Source organism: Sphingomonas bacterium, assembly GCF_028292945.1.
Taxonomy (GTDB): domain Bacteria; phylum Pseudomonadota; class Alphaproteobacteria; order Sphingomonadales; family Sphingomonadaceae; genus Sphingomonas.
This window is the reverse complement of the sequence record NZ_JAQGLJ010000097.1, coordinates 1-21,178: the sequence shown is the minus strand read 5'-3', so window position 1 is coordinate 21,178 and position 21,178 is coordinate 1. Positions and strand designations below refer to the sequence as shown.

17 protein-coding genes are annotated in these 21,178 nt (G+C 69.8%); 11 read left to right on the top strand and 6 right to left on the bottom strand.

The genetic code is table 11. From position 1 onward, the window contains the following. The 4 genes from JWN21_RS10890 to JWN21_RS10875 all read right to left on the bottom strand — a co-directional run. A partial coding sequence (locus JWN21_RS10890) for an AAA family ATPase (RefSeq protein ID WP_299649707.1) occupies window positions 1-1,153 on the bottom strand: 1,153 nt, incomplete at its 3' end. A 172-nt stretch (window positions 1,154-1,325) separates the two neighbouring features. Beyond that, window positions 1,326-2,057 (bottom strand): thioredoxin domain-containing protein, encoded by a 732-nt coding sequence (locus JWN21_RS10885; protein ID WP_299649704.1) that lies wholly within the window; start codon window positions 2,055-2,057, stop codon window positions 1,326-1,328. Window positions 2,058-2,076: 19 nt separating this feature from the next. Further along, on the bottom strand, window positions 2,077-2,742 hold the full coding sequence (locus JWN21_RS10880; RefSeq protein WP_299649701.1) for a thioredoxin domain-containing protein: 666 nt from the start codon (window positions 2,740-2,742) through the stop codon (window positions 2,077-2,079). Beyond that, window positions 2,742-3,260, bottom strand: a complete 519-nt coding sequence (locus JWN21_RS10875; protein ID WP_299649698.1) for a DUF721 domain-containing protein — start codon at window positions 3,258-3,260, stop codon at window positions 2,742-2,744. The genes JWN21_RS10880 and JWN21_RS10875 overlap by 1 nt, the downstream gene beginning before the upstream one ends. A 47-nt stretch (window positions 3,261-3,307) precedes the next feature. On the opposite strand from JWN21_RS10875, the gene JWN21_RS10870 reads away from it, so the two are divergent. From JWN21_RS10870 to JWN21_RS10835, 8 genes are all read left to right on the top strand, one after another. Next, window positions 3,308-4,330, top strand: a complete 1,023-nt coding sequence (locus tag JWN21_RS10870; protein ID WP_299649710.1) for an A/G-specific adenine glycosylase — start codon at window positions 3,308-3,310, stop codon at window positions 4,328-4,330. Further along, window positions 4,327-5,694 carry a serine hydrolase gene (locus JWN21_RS10865; protein ID WP_299649695.1) on the top strand — a complete coding sequence of 456 codons (1,368 nt, stop codon included), beginning with the start codon at window positions 4,327-4,329 and terminating at the stop codon, window positions 5,692-5,694. The genes JWN21_RS10870 and JWN21_RS10865 overlap by 4 nt, the downstream gene beginning before the upstream one ends. After that, window positions 5,691-6,572, top strand: a complete 882-nt coding sequence (nudC, locus tag JWN21_RS10860; RefSeq protein WP_299649692.1) for an NAD(+) diphosphatase — start codon at window positions 5,691-5,693, stop codon at window positions 6,570-6,572. Before JWN21_RS10865 ends, nudC begins: the two co-directional genes overlap by 4 nt. 184 nt (window positions 6,573-6,756) lie before the next feature. Continuing rightward, window positions 6,757-7,623 (top strand): glutathione-dependent disulfide-bond oxidoreductase, encoded by an 867-nt coding sequence (yghU, locus tag JWN21_RS10855; RefSeq protein WP_299649689.1) that lies wholly within the window; start codon window positions 6,757-6,759, stop codon window positions 7,621-7,623. A gap of 99 nt (window positions 7,624-7,722) precedes the next feature. Further along, window positions 7,723-9,408 carry a circadian clock protein KaiC gene (gene kaiC / locus JWN21_RS10850; RefSeq protein WP_299649686.1) on the top strand — a complete coding sequence of 562 codons (1,686 nt, stop codon included), beginning with the start codon at window positions 7,723-7,725 and terminating at the stop codon, window positions 9,406-9,408. Further along, entirely contained in the window at window positions 9,405-9,767 is a 363-nt protein-coding gene (locus JWN21_RS10845; RefSeq protein WP_299649683.1) for a circadian clock KaiB family protein, read from the top strand. The genes kaiC and JWN21_RS10845 overlap by 4 nt, the downstream gene beginning before the upstream one ends. Window positions 9,768-9,775: 8 nt before the next feature. After that, window positions 9,776-10,078, top strand: coding sequence for a circadian clock KaiB family protein (locus tag JWN21_RS10840; protein ID WP_299649681.1), 303 nt, complete (start codon window positions 9,776-9,778; stop codon window positions 10,076-10,078). Continuing rightward, window positions 10,075-12,243, top strand: a complete 2,169-nt coding sequence (locus tag JWN21_RS10835) for an ATP-binding protein (RefSeq protein WP_299649678.1) — start codon at window positions 10,075-10,077, stop codon at window positions 12,241-12,243. The genes JWN21_RS10840 and JWN21_RS10835 overlap by 4 nt, the downstream gene beginning before the upstream one ends. A gap of 3 nt (window positions 12,244-12,246) precedes the next feature. On the opposite strand, the gene JWN21_RS10830 is transcribed toward JWN21_RS10835, so the two are convergent. Next, window positions 12,247-15,645, bottom strand: coding sequence for an amidohydrolase family protein (locus JWN21_RS10830; protein WP_299649675.1), 3,399 nt, complete (start codon window positions 15,643-15,645; stop codon window positions 12,247-12,249). A 169-nt stretch (window positions 15,646-15,814) separates the two neighbouring features. On the opposite strand from JWN21_RS10830, the gene JWN21_RS10825 reads away from it, so the two are divergent. The 3 genes from JWN21_RS10825 (at window position 15,815) to JWN21_RS10815 (ending at window position 20,581) form a co-directional block, all read left to right on the top strand. Then, a complete protein-coding gene (locus JWN21_RS10825; RefSeq protein WP_299649672.1) occupies window positions 15,815-17,128 on the top strand; it encodes a porin family protein in 1,314 nt (437 codons plus the stop codon). Between the two features lie 26 nt (window positions 17,129-17,154). Then, window positions 17,155-19,776 (top strand): hypothetical protein, encoded by a 2,622-nt coding sequence (locus tag JWN21_RS10820; protein WP_299649669.1) that lies wholly within the window; start codon window positions 17,155-17,157, stop codon window positions 19,774-19,776. A gap of 121 nt (window positions 19,777-19,897) precedes the next feature. Continuing rightward, a complete protein-coding gene (locus JWN21_RS10815) occupies window positions 19,898-20,581 on the top strand; it encodes an SH3 domain-containing protein (RefSeq protein WP_299649666.1) in 684 nt (227 codons plus the stop codon). Between the two features lie 55 nt (window positions 20,582-20,636). On the opposite strand, the gene JWN21_RS10810 is transcribed toward JWN21_RS10815, so the two are convergent. Then, window positions 20,637-21,178, bottom strand: a 542-nt coding sequence (locus tag JWN21_RS10810; RefSeq protein ID WP_299649663.1) for a CHAT domain-containing protein, incomplete at its 5' end; no start/stop codon positions are given.

Genomic DNA, 21,178 nt, shown 5'->3' with positions numbered 1-21,178 from the left:
CCCGTGCTTGTGCCTGGGCCAGCGCCACCTCCGCGTCGCGCGCCTGCCGCTCGGCCCCGGCGACCGCGGCTTGCAGCGAGGGCAGCGCGCTCGACTGCGCCGCGAGCTGCCCATCGAGCGCCGCCTTGTCGGCGGTGAGCCGCTCCAGCGCCGTCGCGGCATCGCGGGCCAGCATGGTTTCACGGGCGCGCTCCTCCGCCAGTCGCGCTGCCGTGGTTGCGAGATCGGTCATTCTGCGCTCTGACTCGGCTAGATCGCGCCGCAGCCCGGCGAGCGCGTGTCCCGCCTCCGACGCGCGCTCGCGGCTCGCGGCATTGGCGACCCGCGCCTCGATCTGCAGCCCGTGCGCCTCCACCTGCGCGGCGGCGGCCCGGATCTCCGTCGCGGTGGCCGCCGCGACGCGGCTGTCGAGCGTGGCCGCTTCCGCGCCGGCCTCCTCGGCGGCGGCGGCTGCGTCACGCCAGCGGGCGAAGATCAGCCGCGCCTCCGCCGTTCGGACGCCGTCGGATAGCCGGCGATAGCGTTCGGCGGCTCGCGCCTGACGACGGAGTTGCGTTGCACGCGCGGTGTGTTCGCCGATCAGCAGGTCGAGGCGCTCCAGATTGAGCTCGGCCGCGCGCAGTCGCTGTTCCGCCTCGCGCCGACGGACGTGGAGGCCGGCGATGCCTGCCGCTTCCTCCAGCATCTGCCGGCGTTCGGCCGGCTTGGCGGCGATCACCGCGCCGATCCGCCCCTGGCTGACCATCGCCGGCGAATGCGCGCCGGTGGCGGCGTCGGCGAACAGCAGCTGGACGTCGCGGGCGCGCACATCGCGACCATCGATGCGATAGGCCGATCCTGCGCCGCGTTCGATCCGGCGCACGACCTCATGCTCGTCGGCCCCGTCAGAAGTGGGGAGTTCGCACAGCAGCGACACCTCGGCGAAGTCGCGCTGCGGGCGCGTCGCGGTGCCCGCGAAGATGATGTCGTCCATCTCGCCGCCGCGCAACGCGCGCGCGCTGGTCTCGCCCATCGTCCAGCGCAACGCCTCGAGCAGGTTGGATTTGCCGCAGCCATTGGGTCCGACGACCCCGGTCAGCCCGCGCGCGATCGGCAGGTCGACCGGATCGACAAAGGATTTGAACCCCGCGATGCGCAGGCGCTTGATCTGCATCGGGGCGGGTATGCGGGGGGTGCTCTTGTTTCTCAATCCTCCCCGTTCACGAGGAGGTGGCAGCCGCGAAGCGGCTGACGGAGGGGGTTCTCGCCGCGTGACCACCAATGCGGCCCGCCCCCCTCCACCACTCAGCTGCGCCGAGCGGTTCCCCTCCCCGTCCGGGGAGGATTCAAGCCCCCGCTTTCTTCAGCGCTTCTTCGACCTGCGCCCAGGAGATCGCACCCTCAGCGACCTTGCCGTTGAGCAGGAAGGTGGGCGTGCCGGCGACGGTGCCGTCGCCGCCCGGGCCCTTGTCCTGCGTGATCTTGGTCAGCCGGTCGATCTCGGCCGCATCGGTGAGACAGGCCTGCGCCTTGGCTTCGGGAACGCCGCGCTGCTTGACGAAATCGACCAGTCCCATCGCATCGGCCATGGCGCGGAAGCGCTGGGCGGGCGGTGCGGTCTGCAACGCCTGCTGCGCGGCGGCGAACTTGTCGGTGAACTGTGGCTGATTGGCGAACATCTGCTCCATCAGCGGAAAGAACGGCTCCGTGCCGACACAGGTGCCGAGCAGCGCGGGCGGCATGTCGGCGGGACCGTGAACCAGGAACTCGCGGAATTCGAACGAGACCTTGCCCGCTTTGACATAGTTTTCGGTCAGCGGCTTGTAGCCGGCATCGGCGAACGCCTTGCAGGTCGGGCACAGCCGCGAGCCATATTCGACCAGCTTGATGGGCGCGTTGGGGTTGCCCATCACGAAACCCTCGGCGGTCCTGGCGACCGTCTGCGTCCAATCCTGTCCCGCAGGTGCTGCGGTGCCGGCGACCGGCGCGGCGGCGGCCGTGTTGTCGCCCGTGCTGCCGGTGGTGCCACCACAGGCGGCAAGCGATAGCGACAGGGCGAGCGGGACGAGGAACTTCATGACCGTTACTCCGTGGGGATCAGCGCGCGCCGGCGGCACGCAGGTGCGGCTGCAATTCCGCCCAATGCGCGTTCGTGACGAGCTTGCCGTTGACGTAAAAGGACGGGGTGGACGTGATCGCGGCGGGCTTGTTCGCGGTCATCGCCAGGATACGATCGATCTCGGCGGTATCGGCGAAGCAGGCGTCGACCGCCTTGGGCGACAGCCCGCGCGCGACGACGGCGGCCGTCAATCCGGCACCGTCCGCCATCGCACGGATCTGGGCAGCGCGCGGGTACATCGTGATGCGCTGCTGGTTGGCCGTCAGGAACGCGGCCCCGCGTGGCAGCCACTCACCCTGGGTGGCGAACAGATAGCCGGTGGTGGCGGCGAACCCGCGCGGCCCCGTGCAGCGCGCGAGGATGGCCGCGGCGAGGTCGATGCCGTTGAAGACGAAGTGGCGGAATTCCAGGCTGACGGCGCCGGTGCGGATCAGCCGGCCTTTCAGCTCCTTGTCGCTCTCGACGGAGAACTCCGCGCAGTGCGAGCAGGTGTAGCTGGCATATTCGATCAGCTTGACCGCCGCGCGCGGGTTGCCGATCACGTAGGCGCCGGCCGGTGTCTTCGCCGCGACCGTGCTCCAGTCGCGGGCAGGCGCGGCGGCGGTCAGCGCCATGAGGGCGGAGAAGACGAAGAGAATGCGCATCAGCTGATCCGTGGAATGCCGGTGGATGCCGCGACCCCGGCGGCGAGCGATTCGAGCACCGCGCGCAGTTCGGGGTCGGCGATGGTCTTGATCCCCAGGCCCATTTCGGCGGGCGCAGGTTTCAGCGACGGCGGGGCACGCCGGGCGATCCGAGGGGCGACATCGCCCTGGCGGATCTGGACGCGCGCGACGGCGGCGTAGCCGAAGAAGCGATTTACCCGCTCGGCGATCTCCGGCGTGATGTGCTGCATCATCGGCGCGTGCGCGCCTTTGACGACCAGGCTGAGCGTGCCGTCGCGTTTCTCGCCGGGTGGAAAGCGGAGTGATTCGGGCTGCGAGACGCCCGCCCAGCGTTCGCCGACGATGTCGGGCCAGCGGCTGACGATCGCCGACTGGACGAAGCCGAACTTGCGGAACGCCGCACCACCGATCGCCGGCAACAGTTCCGACACCGCGCGCGATCGATTCGCGCGCTGGGGCTCGGGCTGAGGGGGACGCTTGCTCACAGAGGCTTCCATGCCATAGCGCGCCCGTGTCCGCCAAGCCGCTATCCGTGTCCGATCGGCTGCTGGGTTGGTACGATCTCCATGCCCGCGATCTGCCGTGGCGCACGAAGCCGGGGCAGATGGCGGACCCGTACCGCGTCTGGCTGTCCGAAGTGATGCTGCAGCAGACCACCGTCGCCACGGTTCGGCCGCGATTGGTGGCGTGGGTGGCACGCTGGCCTGACGTCGCGAGCCTGGCGGCGGCGGACGAGGCCGACGTGATGGCGGCGTGGGCGGGGCTTGGCTATTATGCGCGGGCCCGCAACCTGGTGAAGACGGCGCGCGCGGTCATGGCCAAGCATGGCGGGCGCTTTCCCGTGACCGAATCCGAGCTGCGCACGCTGCCGGGGCTGGGCGCGTATACGGCGGCGGCGGTTGCGGCGATCGCGTTCGGTGAGCGCGCGGTGGTGGTCGACGCGAATGTCCAGCGCGTGGTGGCGCGGCTGCGGGCGATCGGGGTGCCACTGCCCGCCGCACGGCCGGCGATCCGTGCCGCCGCCGATGCGATCACGCCGGCGGCACGGGCGGGCGACTTCGCGCAAGCCATGATGGACCTCGGCGCGACGATCTGCACGCCGCGCAAGCCACGGTGCCTGCTCTGCCCGTTGCGTGAGGAGTGCGCAGGGTATGCGACGGGAATGCCGGAGCGGTTTCCGGTGAAGGGTGCGAAGAAGGCGAAGCCGCAGCGGTTCGGAACCGTATTCTGGATCGACCGAGAGGGTGCAAGCGGGGTCGGGCGCGAAGTGCTTCTCGTGACCCGCGCCGCTTCTGGCCTGCTGGGCGGGATGAGGGCACTGCCGACCGGACCTTGGGGAGACGCACCGCCGGGGCTGGAGGGCGCGCCTGCCGGTGCCGACTGGCGCCTCCTGGACGAAAGGGTCCGCCACTCCTTCACCCATTTCGATCTGCAACTCGCGCTTGCGGTGGCTCGGGTCGACGGCCATGTCGTGGCGGGACAATGGTGGCCGATCGCCGAGCTGGCATCGGCGGGTCTGCCGACGCTGTTCGCCAAGGCGGCGCGGGTGCTGGAGAGAGTTGCATGAAGATCAAGCTGATGCTGAGCGCCGCGCTGCTTGCGACGCTGATCGGGCCGGCGGTCCTCGCGCGGCAGGCGCAGCCCCAGCCCCAGCTTCGGCCGCAAGCTGCAACCCGACCAGCACCGCGTCCCGCGCCCGCGAGCCTGCCGGGCGCCGCTCTGCTGCCGGGTACGCAGGCGCTGCTCGACGGCTATGTCCGTGACGGCAAGATGCCCGGTGCGGTGGGCGCGTTCGGGGTCGGCCCGCTGCCGACGCTGTTCGTCCAGTCGGGTCGTCTCGGCGACGAGGCGACCGCCGCCGCGGCCGGGCCGGATTCGCTGTGGCGGGTGTATTCGATGACCAAGCCGATCACCGGCCTCGCCGCCATGCTGCTGGTCGAGGACGGCAAGCTGAAGCTGGACCAGCCGATCAGCGATTTCATCCCCGCGTTCAGGAACATGCGCGTGCTGACCGGGCCGGACAGCCTGGCCTCGCGCCCCGCCGCGCGACCGATCACCGTCCGGCACCTCGTCACGCATACGGCGGGCCTGGGATACAACATCATCACCAAGGGGCCGCTGCTCAAGGAATATGAGCGGCTGGGGATCCTGCCCGGTCAGGTCAGCGCGACCGTCGAGACGCAGGCCCGCCAGGTCCGCCCGCGCTCGCTGCAGGAGTTCGCGACCCGTGTCGCCTCGCTGCCGCTGATCGCCGATCCGGGAACGAAGTGGAGCTATTCGATCGGTCTGGACGTAATGGGCGCGGTGATCGAAAAGGCGTCGGGCATGTCGTTCGAGACGTTCCTGCAGCGTCGGCTGTTCACGCCCCTGAACATGCGGTCGAGCTATTGGACGGTGCCGCAGTCCGAGGTCGGGCGGTTCGCCACCAACTACGTCTTTGCCGGCGACAAGCGCGTGCCGGTCGACCCCGCGGCGACATCGGCGTGGCTGCAGGACCCGAGCTTTCCCTATGGTGGCGCCGGACTGGTGATGTCGGCGCGCGACTATGACCGGTTCCTGCACATGCTCCAGGAGGGCGGAACGCTGGACGGCGTGCGAGTGGCCAACCCGGAGACCATCCGCACGATGATGTCAGATCTGCTGCCCGCCGGCGTCAAGTTCGGTGGCATCGGCGGCATGACCGGGGGTACAGAGGGGATGGCGATGATGGGCTTTGGCGCCGGAGGCTCCGTCTACCTCGCCGACGCGCCGGGCGGCTTTTCGAAGGGCACCTATGGCTGGGGCGGGGCGGCCGGCACGATCGCGTTCGTCGACCCGGCGCGCAGGGTGCGCGGAACGGTGATGGTCAACTACATGCCCGCCGACCGCTACCCGCTGCGCACCGAGCTCGCGCGCGCGCTCGCGAGCGACGCGGCACGGTTCATGCGGTGAGCCCGCCCGGCTTCACCGGCGGTCGGCTGGATCGTGCCGACCGGCTACGGCACGATGCCGATGCGCTGGCGGCGGTGTTGGACTGGCGCGCGCGGCTGCTGGTGCTGGGACCTGGGTACGAGCCGCAGGTCGACGAGGCCGGACGGCTCGGCTGGACGTCCCTGGCTCAGGCACCCGATGACGCTGAACTGGTGCTGCTGGGGCTGGAAGACGGCCGCGCGCATGTCGCCGCGATCACCCCGCCCGACTCTGGCTCGCCTGGCGGCGTGGCGTTCCGCTCGCCCCGGCTGATGGCCGCGCTGGCGGAGATGGCGCCGGGCGAGGCGGCAACCTGGGCTGCCGCACGGTCGGTGCTCGACTGGCACGCGCGCCATGGGTTCTGTGCGGCCTGTGCCAGCCCGACCACCGTGTTCCGCGCCGGCTGGGGTCGCAAATGTCCCGATTGCGCGACCGAGCATTTTCCCCGCACCGACCCGGTCGTCATCATGATCGCCGAACATGATGATCGCGCGCTGCTCGGTCGGCAGGCATCGTGGCCGGCCGGGCGCTATTCGGCGCTCGCGGGCTTTCTGGAACCAGGCGAGTCGATCGAGGAAGCGGTCGCGCGCGAGATCGGGGAGGAAGCCGGAATCGCGGTAACTGACGTGCGCTATGTGGCGAGTCAGCCCTGGCCGTTCCCGTCGCAGTTGATGATCGCCTGCGTTGCGACGGCGCTGGACGATGCGCTCACGCTCGACGAGAATGAGTTACAGGACGCGATCTGGGTGCCACGCGACGACGTGCGTGCGGTACTGGCCGGGGAGCAGGGGTCGTTTCTGGCACCGCCGCCGTATGCGATCGCTCATACGCTGCTGACGGCGTGGGCGGCCGGTGAGTGACCGCGCGATGCCAGTTCTCCAGCCCTTCCCCGGCGAAAGCCTGGGTCCAGGTCGGCGGCGCCGGGAGCAGGCACAAGGTCAAGTCGGATGACCCTATCTGGACGCCGGCTTTCGCCGGGAAAGGCAAGGCTTTCTCGACTAGCCCCCGCCTTCGTCGCATCGATAGCACGATTGGAGCCATTCAATGACCGACTACACCCCACCCGCCGTCTGGACCTGGAACAAGGAGTCGGGCGGGCGCTTCGCCGCGATCAATCGCCCGATCGCGGGCGCGACGCACGACAAGGAGCTGCCGGTCGGCAAGCATCCGTTGCAGCTCTATTCGCTGGGCACGCCCAACGGCATCAAGGTGACGGTGATGCTGGAGGAACTGCTCGCCGCCGGCCACCCGGAAGCGGAGTATGACGCCTGGCTGATCCGGATCATGGACGGGGACCAGTTCGGCAGCGGCTTCGTTGCCGCCAACCCCAACAGCAAGATCCCCGCCCTGGTCGATCGCAGCGGGCCCGAGCCGGTGCGCGTGTTCGAATCGGGTGCGATCCTGATGTATCTGGCCGAGAAGTTCGGCGCGTTCCTGCCCGCCGAGTACCCCGCGCGCGCCGAGGCCCTGAGCTGGCTGTTCTGGCAGATGGGCGCGGCGCCGGTGCTGGGTGGCGGGTTCGGGCACTTCTATGCCTATGCGCCGGTCAAGATCGAGTACGCGATCGATCGGTTCGCGATGGAGGCCAAGCGCCAGCTGGACGTGCTCGACCGGCGGCTGGCCGACAGCCGCTTCCTCGCGGGCGACGAGTACACGATCGCCGACATCGCGGTGTGGCCCTGGTATGGCGGGCTGGCAAAGGGCCTGTTGTACGATGCGGGCGCGTTCCTGTCGGTGACGGACTACGCCAATGTCATTCGCTGGGCCGACGAGATCGACGCGCGGCCGGCGGTGAAGCGCGGGCGCATGGTCAATCGCGTGATGGGCGATCCCGCCAGCCAGCTGCACGAACGTCACGACGCCAGCGACTTCGATCTGCGGACCCAGGACAAGCTCGCCGCTGGCGACTGACGCGGGCGAGCGGCCCTTGCCTCGCGCGGGCGTTGCCTTCATTCAGCCCCGCGAGGGGACAGTGATGCGTATCATTTCAGTATCTTCGCAGGCAGCGGCGTGAGCGGCCGCGCGGACTCCGGGCTGCCCAAGGCGTGCACCGGGATCGCGGGACTGGACGCGATCACCTTTGGCGGGCTGCCGGCAGGGCGGCCGACGCTGATCGCCGGTGCGGCTGGCGCCGGCAAGTCGCTGTTCGCACTTACTTTTCTGGTCAACGGCGCGACGCGGTTCGACGAGCCGGGCGTGCTGATGAGCTTCGAGGAGCGCGCGGAAGACATCGCTGCGAACAGCGCATCGCTCGGCTACGACGTCGACAAGCTGGTCGCAGAGGGCAAGCTGGCGATCGACTATGTCCGCGTCGAGCGGTCCGAGATCGAGGAAGCGGGCGAGTACGACCTGGAAGGCCTGTTCGTCCGCCTGGGCTATGCGATCGACAAGGTCGGCGCCAGGCGCGTGGTGCTGGACACGCTGGAGGCGTTGTTCTCCGGCCTGGGCGACGGCCCGGTCCTGCGCGCCGAACTGCGCCGACTGTTCGAGTGGCTCAAGGCGCGCGGCGTCACCGCGATCATCACCGCCGAACGCGGTGAGGAAGGGCGGCTGACGCGGCACGGGATCGAGGAATATATCTCCGACTGCGTGATCGCGCTGGATCACCGGGTCGAGGATCAGATCACCACCCGGCGTCTGCGCGTGCTGAAATATCGCGGCTCCGCGCATGGCACCAACGAATATCCGTTCCTGATCGACAAGGGCGGGATCAGCGTGCTGCCGGTCACGTCGGCCGGGCTGCAGCATCCGATCCAGGACGCGATCGTTTCCAGCGGCATCGCCGGCCTGGATGCGATGCTGGGCGTACGCGGGTTCTACGGTGGCTCCAGCATCCTCGTTTCCGGCACGTCGGGGACCGGCAAGACGACCTTCGCCGCCAGCTTCATCGACGCGACGTGCAAGCGCGGCGAGAAGGCAGTCTTCTTTTCCTTCGAGGAGTCGCGAGAACAGATCATGCGCAACATGCGCTCTGTCGGCATCGACCTACAGGCGCATGTCGATTCGGGCCTGCTGTGCTTCGAAGCGGCGCGTCCGAGCCTGTTCGGGCTGGAGACGCACCTGACCTACATGAACCGCACGATCGAGCGCTTCGAGCCGGTGGTGGTCGCCGTCGATCCGATCTCGGCGCTGCGCGGACCCCAGTCGGAGGTACACTCCATGCTGCTGCGCATGATCGACATGCTGAAGGTCAAGGGGCTGACCGCGATGTTCACCAATCTGACGGGCGCACATGGCGGCGACCACAGCGATCAGAGCTTGTCGTCCCTGATGGACAGCTGGCTGGGCCTGCACCACCTGGAGGCGAACGGCGAGCGCAACTCGGTCCTGTACCTGCTAAAATCGCGCGGCATGAGCCATTCCAACCAGATCCGCGAATACGCGATCACCGATGACGGGGTGAAGCTGATCGGCGCCTATGTCGGCCCGGCGGGCGTGCTGACGGGCAGTGCGCGCGAGACGCAGGAGGCGCTCGAGCGCGACGAGTGGCTGCAACGCCGCCAGGACAGCGATCGCCGTCGACGCGATTTCGCGCTGAAGCGTGCCGCCTCGGAGCGCCAGATGCTCGAGATACGCGCGGCGCTGGCCGCGGAGGAGGCGGAGATCGAGCGGCTGGTAGAACAGGCGGAGGGACGCGAGCAGCGGATCGACGCCGATCGCGAGGCCATGCTGAACCGGCGCGGAGGTGGCGAGTGAGCGCGCCGGCGGAAGAAGGCGGGCAGCGCCCGGTGCTGCCGTTCAGTGACTTGGATGCCGAGGGCGAGGGACTGCCCGAGGGTCACTACCGCCTTCGCTTGTACGTCGCAGGCCAAAGCCCGAAGTCGCTGGCCGCGATCGCCAACCTCAACAAGCTGTGCGAGGCACATCTGCCCGGCTGTCACTCGGTCGAGGTGGTCGACCTGGTCAAGCATCCCGAGCTTGCCGCCGCCGATCAGGTGTTGGCGGTGCCGGTGCTGGTCCGCCGCCTGCCGCCGCCGATCAAGCGTGTCATCGGTACGCTGGCCGATGTCGAAAAGGTGCTGGTCGGGCTGGAGCTGCGGCCCGAACCGTCTTGAGCGTCCCCGTGTCGGCCGGGGAAGACCGACACGTCCTGCGCCTGTTCGTGTCCGGCGCGTCGCCACGTTCGACGCGCGCGATCGACAATCTGCGTCGGCTGCTGGAACGCGAGCTGCCCGGCCGCTATGACCTCCGAGTGATCGACGTGTACCAGGACCCGGAAGCCGCGCGTGATCATCAGGTAGTTGCCGCACCGACCCTGGTGAAAGTGTCGCCCCTGCCCGTACGGCGCATCATCGGCGACCTGAGCGACGAGGCGCGGGTCCTGCACGGTCTCGGGATCGTCGCGGCCGGGAACGGCGCAGGGTGAACCCCGCCGTCGCCGATATCTCCACTGACGAGGTGTATCGGCAGCGGATCGCCGAGCTGGAAGCGCGGCTCGCCGAGTCCGAAGAAACGCTCGATGCGATCCGCTCGGGCGAGGTCGACGCGCTGGTTGTGGGCGACCATGCCGACCGCCGCATCTTCACGCTGGAAAGCGCAGACCGGCCCTACCGCCTGCTGATCGAGCAGATGCGCGAAGGCGCGCTGACGCTGTCGGGCGACGGCCTGATCCTGTATTGCAATCATGCCTTCGCCGAGCTGGTCGGCGAGCCGGCGAGCCGGATCGTGGGAACACGGATCGACCGGCTGATCGCCGACACCAGCGTCCCGCTGGCGACACTGCTGCAGGACGGCGGGCGTGCCGAGATATCGCTCCGATCGGCTGGTGGCGGCACCGCGCCGGCTACCTTGTCGCTCAGCCCGATGCCGAGCGACGGCGAGCCGCTGATGTGCGCGGTGGTGACCGATCTGTCCGACACCCGCGCCCGCGCCGGCGAACTCGCCGATGCACGCCAGGAACTGGCGGTGGCGCGCGCTCGGGAGGAGGGGGAGAAAAGCTATCGCTCCTTGTTCAACTCGATCGATGCAGGTTTCTGCATCGCGGAGGTGGTGTTCGACGATGCCGGGCAAGCGACCGACTATCGCATGATCGACGCCAATGCGGCGTTCGAGCGACAGACCGGGCTGCACGACTGGCGCGGCAGATGGATGAGCGAGATCGCGCCCGGCCTGGAGCGACACTGGTATGACATCTATGGCCGCGTCGCGCTGACCGGCGAGTCCGTGCGCTTCACCAATCACGCGGCCTCGCTCGATGACCGCTGGTACGACGTGTACGCCTACCGTGTCGGCCGGCCGGAGGCTCGCCACGTCGCCATCCTGTTCAACGACATCTCCGATCGACGCCGCGCCGAAGCGTTGATGCGCGACCTGAACGAGACCCTGGAGCGCCGCGTCGCGGCTCGGACGGAGGAACTCGCCGCCGCCAACGACCGTTTGCAGGTGGAGATGGCCGAGCGCGCGCGCACGGAGGAGGCGCTGCGCCAGAGCCAGAAGCTGGAGGCGATCGGCCAGCTGACCGGTGGCGTCGCACATGACTTCAACAACCTGCTCACCATCATCCGCTCGTCCGTCGACCTGCTGCGCCGGCGCGAGGTGACGGAGGACAGGAAGCGTCGCTACATAGACGCGATCAGCGACACCGCCGATCGTGCCGCCAAACTGACGGGCCAGCTGCTCGCCTATGCGCGGAAACAACCGCTGCGGCCCGAGGTGTTCGACGCCGCCGCGCTGATCCGCAGCGCGACGGAGATGCTGCACACCACGGTGGGCCAGCGCGTCACCGTACGCACTGCGATCGGCTGCGACAGCTGCCATGTCGAGGCGGACGCCAACCAGTTCGAGACCGCGCTGCTCAACATGGCGGTCAACGCGCGCGACGCCATGAACGGCGAGGGCATGTTGACCATCGCCGTGGCCGATGGACTGGAGATCGACGGCAAGCCGTTCGTCGCGGTCACCGTGGCCGATACGGGTCAGGGCATCGCACCCGACCGGCTGCAGCGCATATTCGAGCCTTTCTACACCACCAAGGGCGTTGGGCGTGGGACCGGCCTGGGGCTGAGCCAGGTCTATGGCTTCGCCAAGCAGTCGGGCGGCGAGGTGCGGGTGGAGAGCGAGGTGGGACGCGGGACGGCGTTCACGCTCTACCTGCCGCAGGTTTCCGCAGGCGCGGAACCGCTGCCGGTCGATCGGGCTGCGCCGATGACGGGAACCGCGCAGGGGCGTCTCTTGCTGGTCGAGGATAACGAGCAGGTCGGCGAGGTCGCGTCGCAGCTGCTGGAGGAGCTGGGTTATACCGTGGTCCGCGCCGCCGATGCCGCCGCCGCGCTGGCGATCATCGACGGGGACACGGGCTTCGATCTGGTCTTCTCGGACATCGTCATGCCCGGCGACATGTCTGGGCTGGACCTCGCGCGGTTGTTGCGCGAGCGCGACCCCCGTCTGCCCGTCGTGCTGACGACCGGGTACAGCGAGGAACTGGCGGACGGCGACGGCGGCGTCGAGGGCGTGCAGCTGTTGCGCAAGCCCTATTCGGTCGAGGCGCTGTCCAGGATCATGCGCCAGGCCTTTCGGACGCGGCGCGGCTGACGGTCAGTCGCCATGTCCCCGCGCGCCAGCGCGCGTCGCACTGGCGCCGCGACCGCCATTCGCGCCCTCCCACCAATAGGGCAGCCGCCGGGACGTGCCGGTCGCCACCTCGTTCAGCGTCGCGGCGTCATACAGGCGCCCGCCGAGCATGACGCGCGCGACCTTCTCGGTGTTGCGAATGTCGACCGTCGGATCGGCGTCGAGCACCACCAGGTCGGCGAGCTTGCCCGCCTCCAGGCTGCCGATGTCCCTGGCATAGCCGAGCGATGTCGCGGGCATGATCGTGCCCGCGCGCAGTGCCTCGACGGGTGACCAGCCGCCGCGCGCGAAACTCCACATCTCCCAGTGCGCGCCCAGTCCCGCCTGCTGGCCGTGCGCGCCGATCGATACCTGCACGCCCTTGTCGGCCAGCTTCTTCGCCTCGCGCGCCGACTCGTCGTCCACATAGTCGCCCTCGGGCGCGGTCTCGCGCCGCGCGTTCTGCGCGGCGAGCACGGCGGGCGGTGCGTGGCGCGACAGCAGCGGGTGCTTCCAGATATCCGAGCGCGAGCGCCAGTACGGATCTCCCGCCGGTCCGCCATAAGTGACGACCAGCGTCGGCGTGTAGTTGGTCTTGGACTGCGTCCACAGCTGCACCAGATCGGCGTAGAACACCTCCAACGGCACGTTGTGCTCGACCGTGGAGTTGCCGTCCTGGATCAGGCTGACGTCCATCGTGTACAGCGAGCCGCCTTCGGGAACGACGTGCATCCCCTCCGCCTGCGCGGCGGCGACCACCATCTGGCGCTGTTCGCGGCGCGGCTGGTTGTAGTTCTTGACGCTGGACGCACCCTGCGCCTTGAGCCGTCGCACCACCGCAAGCGCGTCGTCATAGCTGCCGATGTCGGCGTAAACGCCGGCCGCCTTGGCACCGTAGATGATCTCGCCGGTGGAGAAGGTGCGGGGTTGCAGGCGCAGGCCGGCGCGCTGCATCTCGGCGGCCGGGAATATCTCGGCCGCGCGCGACGACGGGTCGTGGACGGTCGTCGTGCCAAAGGCGAGGTTCGCCATTGCGTCCCAGTTCTGCTGCGGGATCAGCTCGTCCTCGCCCTGCGGCCCGTGCGCGTGTGCGTCGACGAGGCCGGGGATGATGAACTTGCCGGCGAGGTCCACCACTGTCGCGCCCGCGGGCACGCTCACCGTCGCGCGTGGGCCGACCGCGACGATGCGGTCGCCACGGATCAGGATCGTCGCATCGTCGATGATGCCGCCATCAGCGCGCGCCATCGTCACCACGCGCGCGCCGGTGAGCGCTACGGTGCCGGTTGGCCTGGCGGCGGGCACGTCCATCGACAGCGACACGCCGGAACGCGGGCCTGCGAACTTGGGTGCGTCCTCGGGTTGCGGGCCGGCGGCGAACAGCGCGGCGGTGTCGGCCGAATACAGCGTCGGCCCCATGCTCCAGCCGACCCGCGCGCCATCGCCCGACCAGTGCAGGAAGTCCGCGCCGTCGGCGCTGACGCGGGTGACGGGCAGTGGGCCCGACTTCCTGTCGACCTCGACCGCCTGCTTGCCGGGCAGCAACGGCATCACGAACGCGGCATAGTTCTGACGGAACGCGATGTGATCGCCGCGCGGGCTGACCTGATACTCGTTGACCAGCTCGCCTGCCGCGTGGACGCGCGGATCGCCGCCGTTCAGGTCGGTACTGACCAGCTGGCGCTTGTCCTTCTCCGTCCGGGTCAGGAACACGCGGTCGTTGTCGGCCCCGAACTGCGGGTCGGAGCCGTCCTTGGCGATCCGCACCGGCAGGCCGCCCGTCGCCGCGATGCGATACGCGCCGGTGCCGGGATTGCCGCGCGCGGCGGTCAGCTCGCCGCCGCCATTCTGTTCGAACACCACTGTGCGGCCATCGGGGGACAGACGTGGGCGGCGATAGTGGCCCGCAATCGTGGTGACGTTGCGCGCCGTGCCGCCGCCCGCCGCAACCAGCTTGACCTGTCCAAGCCCCGCATCGGTCCAGCCGACGAACACGACCTGGCGTCCATCACGCGACCAGCTCGGCCACAGCTCCATCTCGTCGCCACGCGTCAGCCGCCGCGCCGCGCCCCCGGCAACGGGCTTGACCCACAGCTTGCCCAGCGTCTCGAACACCACCTGGCGGCCGTCCGGCGACACGCTCGCCCAGCGCGGCATCTTCGTCACCACGCGGTCTGGTGCGACCTCGACGGCGGGATGGATCGCGTCGATCATCACGCGCGTGTCGGCGACGCGGAACGGGATCACCGCGCCACCCCCGCCGTCCGCATCGACGCGGCGCAGCTTGCCGCCGGCCCAGAAGATGATCGCGCGGTTGTCGGCGGTCCAGGCCATGTTCGGGTACACGCCGGTGATCGCCCAGGTCTCCTGCACGTCCCGGTCGAGCTTGTCATAGACGACGCGCTCGACGCCGCTGGCCATGTCGCGGACCCACAAGCTGGTCTGATTGTCCTCGCGCCGCACGAACGCGATCCGCTTGCCGTCGCGCGAGGGCGTGGGACGCACCGAGCCGCCCAGGCCGCTGACCGCCGTATCCACCTCGCCCGTGTCGAGCTGGTAGCGCTCGATCTCGAACAGGCTGGTCCGCGAATGTTGCGCATATTCGAAGATCGGGCCGGGCGAGACGTTGCGGGTGTAGAATATGCTCTTGCCGTCGGCGGCGAAGATCGGCTCGCCCAGTTCCTTCTGCAGCTGCTCGCTGGCGCGCTTGACCAGCTGCACGCCGCCGCCGCCCGACACATGGTACAGCCACACTTCGCCGGTGCCGAGCGAGCGGCCGGTGGTGAAATGCTTCTTGGCGGCGATGAAGCGCCCATCGGGGCTCCACGACGGCTGGTTGAGCAGGCGGAACTCCTCCTTGGTCACCTGACGCTTGTCGCCGCCATCGGCGTTCATCACCCAGATGTTGTCGCCGCCGCCACGGTCGGACGTAAAGGCGATGCGCCGCCCGTCGGGGGAGAAGCGCGGTTGATGCTCGAAGGCGAGCCCTTCGGCCACGCGCCGGGGCGTGCCTCCCGCGATCGGCATGGTGTAGATGTCGCCGAGCAGATCGAAGGCGAGCGTGCGCCCGTCCGGCGACACGTCGACGTTGATCCAGCTGCCCTCGTCGACGTCGATCCGTACCTCGCGCGTCCGCAGGCCGCGCGGTGCGCTGACGTCCCATTTCGGCGGCTTGGCCGCGGCCGCAGCGACAGGCGTGGCGTTCGCGTTGGGTGCCGGGGTCGGCGGCGGCACCGGCCGGGGCACCGCATCGGGCACCGGCTTCGTCGCCTCGTTCTCGGGCGCCTGCGTCCGCTCCAACGGCGGCGGCACGGACGGCGACACCTGGGCGCCGGCTGCGGCACACAGGACGAGCGCCATGGCGGTCGCGGTACGATGATACATGCGGGAAGCCCTCTATTTCCGCGCGACTGTAACCAACAGGCGTGCGGCGTCACCTGCGAAATCCGAAAAGCTAACCGCTTTTGTCACCTCTCGATCCGGGCATGTCATTGGACCCGCAGCCTGCTTGTCGCGCATTTCGACCGCATCGAGGGGTATGGGGGCGTACACGATGCGGCGGAGTTGGATGGTGGCGGTCGCCACCGGATTGTTGGCGGCGGCAGCACCGGTGTTCGCGCAGGGAGCGGACCCGCTGGTGGCGGCGCGCGCCGCGCAGGCGGCGGGGCAGGCCGGCCGCGCCTACGAACTGCTCGCCCCGCTCGCCGATGACCGCGCGGGCGATCCTGCGTTCGATTACGCGCTCGGCCTCGCCGCCGTCGACAGCGGCCGACCCAGCGAGGCAATCGTCGCGTTGCAGCGCGTGCTGGCGGTGCAGCCGAACAACGGCCCCGCGCGCGCCGAACTGGCCCGCGCCTATGCCGCAATCGGCGACATCGACACCGCGCGCGCCGAGTTCGACACGGTGGTCGGCGACCCCAGCATCCCCGATCCGGTGCGCCAGCGCTTCACCCGGCTGGTGCGCGACTTCGACCGCCAGATCGCCGGCGGCGCGGACGAGTTGACCGGCTTCCTCGATGTGGAGGGCGGCTGGGACAGCAACATCAACGCCGCGACCGACCAGACCTCGATCCTGCTGCCGGCGTTCGCGTTTCTAGGACCAGCGGCGCTCACCGGCCCGGCGGTGGAGCGCGACGAGCCGTTCGTGCAGGTGCAGGGCGGCCTCTCAGGCTCCACCGCGGTCGGCCGGCAGACGCGCGTGTTCGGGTCGGTGCTGGGCAACTGGCGCGATCACCTGCGATCGAGCTTCGTCGACCAGCTGTCGGGCATCGTCACCGCCGGGGTCGCGCACACGCTCGCCAACCGCGACGTGCTGTCGCTGGCGGGGCAGGCACAGGTGTTCCTGCTCGACGGCGACGGCTATCAGTCGAGCGTCGGCGCGGTCGGGCGCTATACTAAGCGATTGACCGACGGCGCGGCGTTGTCGCTATCCGCGCAATATTATCGGCTCAATTATGACAATCAGCCGCTGCGGGATGCCGACCGCTTCGCCGGCAGCGTCGTCTATACCGGCCGCACGGTCTATGCCGGTGCGGGTGGCGGGCGCGAGGACACCCGCCGCGCCGGCGCGGATCATTTCAGCTTCACCTTCGTCAACGGTCAGGTCGGAGCGGAGGTGCCGGTCTCGGCCCGTCTCGCTGTGCAGGGCGGGGCAGGCGTCGAGTATCGCGATCACGATGGCGCAGACCCCTTGTTCCTCGCCGGGCGCGAAGATGTGCGGCTCGACCTGTCGCTGGGTCTGCGCGTCGTGCTGGCCGACCACGTGAGCGTACGGCCCCGGGTCACCTACACGCGCAACGAGAGCAGCCTCGCCTTGTACGATTACGATCGCTGGACCGCCGGCGTCGGCCTCCGCTTCGAATTCTAGAACCTGCGCCTTCGGGAGTATCCATCATGACCAAGCCGCTCCGCACCCTGCTCCTCGCCGCCACCGCGATCAGCGTCGTCCATGCGCCGATCGCCGCCAGCACGGTGATCTTCGCCAGCGGCGGCTTCGCGCCGGGACCGCTTCCCGCCGGCGAGCAGCGCGTCGACAGCGGCGTCGTTCAGATGCGGTTGGGCGACGGCACGCTGGTGTCGATCGTCGGTCCGGCGACGTTCGAGGTCGCGGCGGGCGGGCAGCTGACCGTCTCGCGTGGCAGCTTCACCGCCATCGCGCCGCAGGCCGGCGGACAAGCCATTCTCGCCGGCAACGGCGTCGCGGTGTCGCTGGGGCAGGGTGGGGCGGCCAATCTCCAGATCGGCGCGGACGGCGGCGTCCGGGGCTTCACCGGCGCGGGCAGCGTCACGATCGCGAGCGGGGGATCGAGCCAAAGCTTTACCGCCGGCAGCGCCTTTGCCGGTTCGGCAGGCAGCGCGCCGTCACGGATCGTTGCCGCCGGGGCGCAGCCTACGCCTGCGACCGCGAACATCCTCGCGCAGGTCCAGCAGCGCGCCCAGGCCGCCGCGCAATATCTCGCCAACCCGAGCGTCACCACGCCCGCGTCGCTCGGTTTTGCAGGCTTTCCGATCGCGCAGAACCCTGCGCGTGGCACGCTGCAGGCGGTGGCGACCACCGGCCAGATCCAGGGGCTGCTCGGGACATTCCCGGGTAGCGCGGCAGGTCTGGCCCCGCTGCTGCAGGCGCTGATCGCCTTTGGCCAGGCCGGGGGCACCGGTCCGTTGCCGCTGACCGACGCGCAGATCCAGGCGCTGCTCGGCACCCTTCAGCAGACCGGCTTCCCGCCCGGCGTCGATGCCGCGCTGGCCGCCCGGATCACGCAGGCGTTGCGGCAGGCGGGCTACAGCGTCGGCACGATCCCGGTGAGCACCGCCCCCGCGCCGACCCCGGCCCCGACGCCAAGTCCGACCCCCACGCCCACGCCAACGCCAACGCCCACGCCCACGCCAACGCCAACGCCAACCCCCACGCCGACGCCGACACCCACACCGACACCCACACCCACGCCGACTCCCACGCCAGCGCCTACCCCTACCCCGCCCCCGACCGTCGCCGCCGACGGGGTGCGGCCGCCGGAGTCTCGCTCCGATCAACGCATCGCCTTTGCCATCCTGACGGAGACCAACCAGGAGGGGAACATCACCCCCATCTATGATGCCAACGGTGCCTTCACCGGCTACCGGCGGCCGTCGGGCGTCAATGCGAGCTTTGCCAACCGGACGGAGGTCGACGCGGGTCGCGACAAGGGCGTGATCGGCTGGTCGCGGCTGGTCGGTGGCACCAAGATCCTGGGCCTGGCGCGTGGGCCCGAGAGCGGGGATCACTTCGTGTGGGGGCTGCCGGTCACCAACCTACCGGTCTCGGGTACCGCGCTCTTCTCACTACTCGGCGCGACCCGACCGACGATGCGCGACGACAGCGTCGCGGCGGGCAGCTTTACCGGCGCGCTGTCGATCAACTTCGGCACCAGCCGCTTCGGCCTCGACGCAACGGTGGCAATCGCCGGGTTCGATTATCGCGTCCAGTCGACCGGCGGGTTGGCCGCGCCTAGCCTCTCGATCTTGGCGGGCAATAGCGGCAGCGGCACGATCGACCTGCCCAATACCGCAAGTCCCGCCTGCTCGGTGGGCGATTGCCGGTTCGAGTATCAGGGCTTCGCCGCCGGGCCGGGCGCCAGCCACTTCGGCTTGGCCTACACGATCCGCGACGGGGCCAGCACAACGGTCAAATTCGTCGACGGCGTCGCCGCGTTCTCCAAGTCTGGGCCGATCCCGACCACCCCCACGACCTTCACGGCCGCCTATCGCGGCGTGACGCTGGGCGCGGGGTTCGTCCAGCCGCAGACCACCTACGAGTCCTTCGCGGCGGTGCGCGGGCTGCGGGTGGTGGGGACCAATCCCCCGACGGATGGCAACCCCACCGCCACGAACAACTTCGTGTCGAGCAGCAACGGCATCACCCCGCAGCTGACGGCGGTGGACGTCAACGCCGGCGCCGGTAACGGTCGCCATCAGCTGGGCACCGCCAAGAATGTAGATTTTGGCGGCATCGACCGGGCGATCGGCTGGACCCGGTGGACGGACGGCACGACGACAGGTGTCGGCGTCACCGGGCGCACGCTCGCGACGACCGACAACATCCACTATGTGTTCGGCGGCAATCCCAGCGGCACGCTGCCGACCGGCCGCGCCAGCTATCAACTCGCCGGCGGCACCACGCCGACGCAGGTCGGCGGTGCGCTGACCGGCACGATGAAGGGCGAGCTGGTGATCGACTTCGCCACGGCGAAGGTCGGGTGGGACATGCTGCTCGCCATTGCCAGCGACCGGTTCAACTTCGCCTCGGCAGGCGGGCTGACCGCGCCGTCGGTCGACCTGACGACGTCACAGGGCGGTCGGTTCTTCGAAGGCTCCGGCACGGTCACCTCGGAAAAGGGCCGCTGTGGCGGGTGCACGGGACAGGCGAGCGGCTTCGTGACGGGCGTGGGCGGCAACCTGGTCGGCATGGCCTACACCATCGGCACGTTCGATGCCGGCGCGGTGACGGGCGCGGCGGGGTTCCAGCGCGTTCCTTGAGGCGGCGGCTAACCGTAAATGTCACGGCTGGGACAGTGCTTGTCACTGGCCCCAGCCGGGCCATCGGGCCGATCGTCCTTCCCGTACCGGCGGCCGATCGCCGGGCCAGAACGGGGAAACGATGATGGTCATTTCGAAGGTCAAGAAGGCGACGCTCGCCGGGACGCTGCTACTCGCTGTCTCGCCCGCTGCGGCAAAGGACGCGCCAACGCCGCTCGCCGCCTGTGCAAGATCCTTTGGCGTCGTCGCGTTGACCGACGGCGACACGCAGGGGTGGACCAAGTTCGACCTGGAGAGCCCGCGCGCGATGCTGGCCGCGATGATCGCCAAGTCGGGCTGCTTCACGCTCCACGACGCCGCGAGCGGCCGGCCCGCCGACTTCCTGCTGACGGCGGTGGCGGGGTCTTCGGAAGAGATCGACAAGACGATGAACGTCGCCAAGGGCGCGCTGACCGAGGGACTGGTGCGCTCGGGCGCTGCCGGGCAGGTTCTCGGCCGGGTGCCGATGGCGGGCGCGCTGATGGGGATGTTCGGCGGGCTGGGCGGCAAGAAGAAAACGGTCTCCGCCGGCCTGCGCCTGGTCAGCCCGGCCAGCGGCCAGACGCTGATCGCCGCCACCGGGCAGTCCAAGAAGTCGACGATGTCGATCATGGGCGCGTCCGACTGGGTCGCGGCGAGCCAGGGCACGATGGGGCGTTATGCCAGCTCGGGCGACGGCAAGATGCTGACGTCCGCCTTCATGGAAGCGTATAGCGGCCTCGTCGCACAGGCCGGCGCGCTGCCCGCCGCCAAGCCGATCGGCTGATCGCACCGCCAAGGGGGGAGGGGGCGTCCCGCGCGGTCAGCGGGCGGCGCCCCCTTTATCGTCCGACGAGGATGAACGGCGCCCAGTGCACCGGGTGGCGCGCGTCGGGCACGGGCGCGCGATCGATCATCGCCAGCATCGCCGCGCGCAGTGCCTGCGCGGGGTCCGCGCCACGCCCATAACGCCGCACCGTCTCCACCGACAGCCACGCGGCCGCGTCGTCCCGGATCGGCCAGTGCGACGCGAGCAGGTTGCGCCCGCCGGCGTGCAGGAACGCGCGCGCCAGCCCGGTCAGCCCCGCCTCGTCGCTGTCCGCGCCAGCGGCGGTGTTGCACGCCGACAGCACCACCCAGTCCGCGCCGATCCGCAGGCGCATGATTTCGCTGGCGGTCAGCAGCCCGTCGTCCTCGCCCGCCGGCGTCAGCACCAGCGCGGGCTCTTCCAGCCCGTCCAGCTCGCCCGCCATCAGGCCATGGGTGGCAAAGGCGAGCACGCCCGCGCCCGACAGGTCGGCGGTGCGCACCGCCGCCTCAGTCGCGCCCGTACCCGTCAGCACCAGCCGGCTGCGCGCGCCCAGCGCGTCGCCGAGCGCGCCCA

What these genes read in the sequence shown, in the direction of transcription:
- JWN21_RS10885 (WP_299649704.1), bottom strand. Translation starts at nt 2,057, where the DNA reads ATGAAGTTCCTCGTCCCGCTCGCCCTGTCGCTATCGCTTGCCGCCTGT.
- JWN21_RS10880 (WP_299649701.1), bottom strand. Translation starts at nt 2,742, where the DNA reads ATGCGCATTCTCTTCGTCTTCTCCGCCCTCATGGCGCTGACCGCCGCC.
- JWN21_RS10875 (WP_299649698.1), bottom strand. Translation starts at nt 3,260, where the DNA reads ATGGAAGCCTCTGTGAGCAAGCGTCCCCCTCAGCCCGAGCCCCAGCGC.
- JWN21_RS10865 (WP_299649695.1), top strand. Translation starts at nt 4,327, where the DNA reads ATGAAGATCAAGCTGATGCTGAGCGCCGCGCTGCTTGCGACGCTGATC.
- yghU (WP_299649689.1), top strand. Translation starts at nt 6,757, where the DNA reads ATGACCGACTACACCCCACCCGCCGTCTGGACCTGGAACAAGGAGTCG.
- JWN21_RS10830 (WP_299649675.1), bottom strand. Translation starts at nt 15,645, where the DNA reads ATGTATCATCGTACCGCGACCGCCATGGCGCTCGTCCTGTGTGCCGCA.
- JWN21_RS10825 (WP_299649672.1), top strand. Translation starts at nt 15,815, where the DNA reads ATGCGGCGGAGTTGGATGGTGGCGGTCGCCACCGGATTGTTGGCGGCG.
- JWN21_RS10820 (WP_299649669.1), top strand. Translation starts at nt 17,155, where the DNA reads ATGACCAAGCCGCTCCGCACCCTGCTCCTCGCCGCCACCGCGATCAGC.
- JWN21_RS10815 (WP_299649666.1), top strand. Translation starts at nt 19,898, where the DNA reads ATGATGGTCATTTCGAAGGTCAAGAAGGCGACGCTCGCCGGGACGCTG.